This is a genomic window from Chamaesiphon sp. OTE_20_metabat_361, from assembly GCF_031364565.1.
Genome location: NZ_JANLWO010000455.1, coordinates 1 through 4,509 on the forward strand (window position 1 = coordinate 1; position 4,509 = coordinate 4,509).

At 46.0% G+C, this 4,509-nt stretch carries 5 protein-coding genes; all 5 read left to right on the top strand.

The window, feature by feature from the left end; genetic code table 11:
• The coding region (locus tag RMO35_RS13410; RefSeq protein ID WP_309741802.1) for a transketolase C-terminal domain-containing protein at positions 1–672 on the top strand (672 nt) is incomplete at its 5' end.
• 180 nt (positions 673–852) lie between these two features.
• Positions 853–2,259, top strand: coding sequence for a protein translocase subunit SecD (gene secD / locus RMO35_RS13415; RefSeq protein ID WP_309741803.1), 1,407 nt, complete (start codon positions 853–855; stop codon positions 2,257–2,259).
• A 15-nt stretch (positions 2,260–2,274) separates the two neighbouring features.
• The gene (gene secF, locus RMO35_RS13420; RefSeq protein WP_309741804.1) at positions 2,275–3,234 is read left to right on the top strand and encodes a protein translocase subunit SecF; all 960 of its coding nucleotides are present in this window, start codon (positions 2,275–2,277) and stop codon (positions 3,232–3,234) included.
• A 42-nt stretch (positions 3,235–3,276) separates the two neighbouring features.
• Entirely contained in the window at positions 3,277–3,696 is a 420-nt protein-coding gene (locus tag RMO35_RS13425) for a hypothetical protein (protein WP_309741805.1), read from the top strand.
• Positions 3,697–3,856: 160 nt separating this feature from the next.
• Positions 3,857–4,509: 4Fe-4S dicluster domain-containing protein (locus RMO35_RS13430; protein WP_309741806.1), on the top strand; the 653-nt coding region annotated here is incomplete at its 3' end.

A 4,509-nucleotide genomic window follows, 5' to 3' on the forward strand; every position in this document is an offset into this window, starting at 1 on the left:
TCTGGCGGTAATTTTACGATTCCGTTGGTGATTCGCGGCCCTGGTGGTGTGGGTAGACAGTTGGGTGCGGAACATTCCCAGCGTTTAGAAGCCTATTTCCAAGCAGTTCCGGGTCTGAAAATCGTCGCTTGTTCGACGCCACGCAATGCTAAAGGGTTGCTCAAGTCGGCAATCAGAGATGAGAATCCCGTCTTATTCTTTGAGCATGTCCTGCTCTACAACCTCAAGGAGGACTTGCCAGATGATGAATATCTCCTCCCACTGGACAAAGCCGAAATCGTGCGTCCTGGTAAAGATGTCACCGTCCTCACCTACTCACGGATGCGCCATCACTGTACCCAGGCGATGAAATCCCTCGAAGGTAAAGGTTACGATCCCGAAATTATTGACTTGATTTCGCTCAAACCGTTAGATCTCGAAACAATTGGGGCATCGATTAAGAAGACGCATAAAGTCATCATTGTTGAAGAGTGTATGCGGACTGGCGGTATCGGTGCTGAATTAACGGCTTCGATCGTGGATAATTTCTTTGATGAATTAGATGCGCCCGTCTTGCGGATGTCGTCACAGGATATTCCGACTCCTTATAATGGAAAGTTAGAATACCTGACGATTATTCAACCCCCACAGATTGCGGAAGCGATCGAGAAAATGGTTGATGGCAAACTCTAAAGATGTGGCGTAAATGGGTGCAGGGTCAACAGAGCGAACTGGCGATCGTCACATCCTCTAGACCCCACAGCCCATAACAATATCCGGTATCAATTTAAATTTAATTGCCGATCGCTAAAATTTAGCTTTTCTAATATAAAAACTTAATTATCGACTATCCCGTATCCTTAGTTTCAACTTATGCAAAAACAGCGTGTTATTTTAGGCTTAATTTTAGTCTTAGTTATCGCTGCGATTACGTTGCTAGTCAACAAGCCAATGCGCTTGGGATTAGATTTACAAGGCGGATCGCAATTGACTATTCAGATAAAACCAACTAAAGATCGCCCCACGATCTCCGACCAAGATATCAGTGCTGTTCAAAAGGTAATTGAAAATCGGATTAATGGTCTAGGTGTATCGGAAGCACTGATCCAATCGGCTGGTAATAATCAGATTTTAGTCCAATTACCTGGCGTTAACGATCCGCAGCAAGCAGAACGCGTTCTCGGCGGTACAGCTCAACTCGAATTTCGCGAACAAAAAGCTGGCACTGAGGGACAATTGAGTGCAGAGCTACCAGTACTCAAAGCCGCAAAAGACCAGCAAGCAGCTTTGAAGAAGTCTAAATCCACAGACAAACAAGCGATCGCCAAAAATCAAGCCGCGATCGAGCAATCCTACGTTGAGATTAGCAAATTGTTCGATCCTGCCGCAATTACGGGTAAGCAACTCAGACGCGCCAATCCCGAACCAGTGGGTGCTGGCGCGTGGGAAGTCTCGATCGAATTTGACGGTGCTGGTGGCGATGCTTTTGCCAAACTAACCAAAAATTTAGCAGGAACGGGTCGCTCGATCGGTGTTTTCCTGGATAATGACCCGATTAGCACCCCAACTGTCGGCGCACAATTTGCCGCAACGGGGATTGCTGGCGGTAAAGCCGTGATTACGGGCAACTTTACTACCGAAGCAGCCAATGACTTAGCCGTGCAACTTCGAGGTGGTTCCCTGCCTTTTCCCGTCGAAATTGTCGAAAACCGCACTGTTGGTGCAACACTGGGGCGAGACAGCATCTTAAGTAGTGTTTATGCAGGTATCGGTGGATTGATACTAGTCGCCATCTTTATGGCTGTATACTATCGCTTACCCGGAATAGTAGCGGACTTTGCGCTGATAATTTACTCGCTCCTCTCATTAGCCGCTTTTAATATTTTAGAAGTCACCTTGACGCTCCCAGGCATCGCTGGATTTATTCTCAGTATCGGGATGGCTGTCGATGCCAACGTGCTGATCTTCGAGCGCACCCGCGAAGAACTCCAGACGGGTAAAACTTTGTATAAGTCGGTAGAGGCAGGTTTTCACCGCGCCTTCGATAGTATCTTGGATAGCCACGTCACAACGTTGATTTCCTGCGGTGCTTTATTCTTCTTCGGTTCGGGATTGGTAAAAGGATATGCCGTTACTTTAGCAGTTGGGGTCGCGATCAGTTTATTTACATCGCTGACTTGTACCCGCACATTTTTGCTGTTATTAGTGCTAGGTTTTCCCGCCCTCCGTCAAAAAACCCAGCTTTTTGCTCCCAATGTCCCTAGCTTAGTAACTAAGTAAATAAGCTATTAAATTATGAAGAAATTCAGTGTTACTAAACAGCGTAAATGGTGGTGGCTGTTATCCAGCGCCGTAATTTTAGCGGGAATTGTTTCGATGATTTTATCGTGGACAAATCCAGAGATCGGATCGCCTTTACGGAGAGGATTAGATTTTACAGGCGGCTCGAAATTACAGTATGAACTCGACTGTAAGATCGCGAATAATTGTAAACCGATCGATATTGCAATCGTGCGCGAGATCGTCAAGAATCAGGGAATTGTCGAGCCGATCATTCAAGTGGTGGGTAAAGATTCGACAGGTTTATCGATTAGAACTAAAGATCTCAAAGTTGACTCTAGAACTAAACTCGAAGCTGCCTTGAGTGAAAAAATCGGTAAATTCGATCCTCAGAAAACCCAAAATGACACTGTTGGGCCGACTCTCGGCGAGGAATTATTTAGAAATGGCTTGATTGCGATCGGCTTATCATTTGGATTGATTCTGTTATATCTCACCTTCCGGTTCAAATTTGACTATGCTTTCTTTGCCTTTATCGCACTATTCCATGACGTCTTGATTACTACTGGCATTTTCTCGATTTTGGGTTTAGTTAGTGGCGTAGAAATCGACAGTTTATTTGTCGTAGCACTATTGACAATTATCGGTTTTTCTGTTAACGATACGGTCGTTATTTACGATCGTATTCGGGAAGTAATCACGATCGATCCCAACCAACCGATCGACAAAATTGTAGACGATGCGGTCAATCAAACCATGTCTCGATCGATCAACACTACTTTAACTGTACTGCTGACATTACTATCGATTTATTTATTCGGGGGTGAAACACTCAAGAACTTTGCCTTATGCTTGATTATTGGCTTCACGGCTGGAGCCTATTCGAGTATTTTTATCGCTAGTACCCTCTTCGCTTGGTGGCGCGAACGTCATCCCACGCCGTCCAATCCAGCTCCTATCGGTACTGAATCCTAGCAGATACTTTTTGAGTTGCTGCAATGACAAACTTGCTATTCTATGTCTAAAGTGAATTTACCAGCAGATGCTCTAGAAATCGAACTCGACCCAATTTTTAAAAACCAAGTGGCTCGCCTCTATCGCATCACTATCTATCTGCGATGGATTGCGATCGGATTATTATGGTTGACAGTAGGTGCCTATAGTCTCTGGGAATTGCGTTATCCTATTAGTCTGATTCAAGAAGATTTTACCTGGGCTGCGGTTAGATACGGACTGGCTTTTCAGCCGATTCCGGCTTTTGGTTTGTGCTTGTGTATCGGGATGATGGCAGGCACTTTAGTCTGGCAAAGCCGAAATCAAATTTGGGGCTTACCCACAGCAGAATATCAACGATTGATCGAGCACGTGGGTAAGATTCGCAAGCAAGGCAGCTCTCATCCGCTGTGGAAATGGGTAGTTAGGTCAATTGATAATTGATAATTGATAATTGATAATTAAGATGATTATAGTTACCCCACCCCAGCCCTCCCCTTATAAAGGGGAGGGAGCAAAAGCCCCCCCTTTATAAGGGGGGGTTGGGGGGGTAGAGCATCAGCGAAAACGAAGTCTAATAGCAATGGCTTAACCACCGAACCTCATGCAATCTCCTAGCCTAGACACCCAACATCCGCCGGACCCTAAACTCATCGATGCTTGCGTGCATTGTGGCTTTTGTCTCTCCACTTGCCCTAGTTACCGCGTGCTGGGGACAGAAATGGATTCACCTCGGGGACGAGTGTACATGATGGATGCCCTCAATCAGGGTGAAATCGACCTCACACCTGCGGTTGTCAGTCATTTTGATAGTTGCTTGGGTTGTCTGGCATGTACGACTACCTGCCCGTCTGGGGTGCAGTATGACAAGCTAATTGCGGCGATGCGTCCCCAAATCGAACGCAATCACCAGCGTCCACTTGTCGAGCGGTTATATCGGCAATTTATCTTTGGCTTATTTCCTTACCCCAATCGGCTGCGGGTATTGCTGGTTCCGCTATTTATCTATCAGAAAATCGGCTTACAAAAACTCGTCCGTCAGACGAGAATCGTCGAAAAAATTTCGCCACATTTGGCGGGGATGGAGTCCAATCTCCCCGAGCTATCTCTGAGTACATTTCAAGATACCATCCCGGCATTAGTCCCCGCACAAGGCACTCAACGTTACCGCGTAGGGATGATTTTAGGCTGCGTCCAAAAGTTATTTTTCGATCGCGTCAATCAAGCTACAGTGAGAGTGCTGACGGCAAATGGTTG

What these genes read in the sequence shown, in the direction of transcription:
- secD (WP_309741803.1), top strand. Translation starts at nt 853, where the DNA reads ATGCAAAAACAGCGTGTTATTTTAGGCTTAATTTTAGTCTTAGTTATC.
- RMO35_RS13425 (WP_309741805.1), top strand. Translation starts at nt 3,277, where the DNA reads ATGTCTAAAGTGAATTTACCAGCAGATGCTCTAGAAATCGAACTCGAC.
- secF (WP_309741804.1), top strand. Translation starts at nt 2,275, where the DNA reads ATGAAGAAATTCAGTGTTACTAAACAGCGTAAATGGTGGTGGCTGTTA.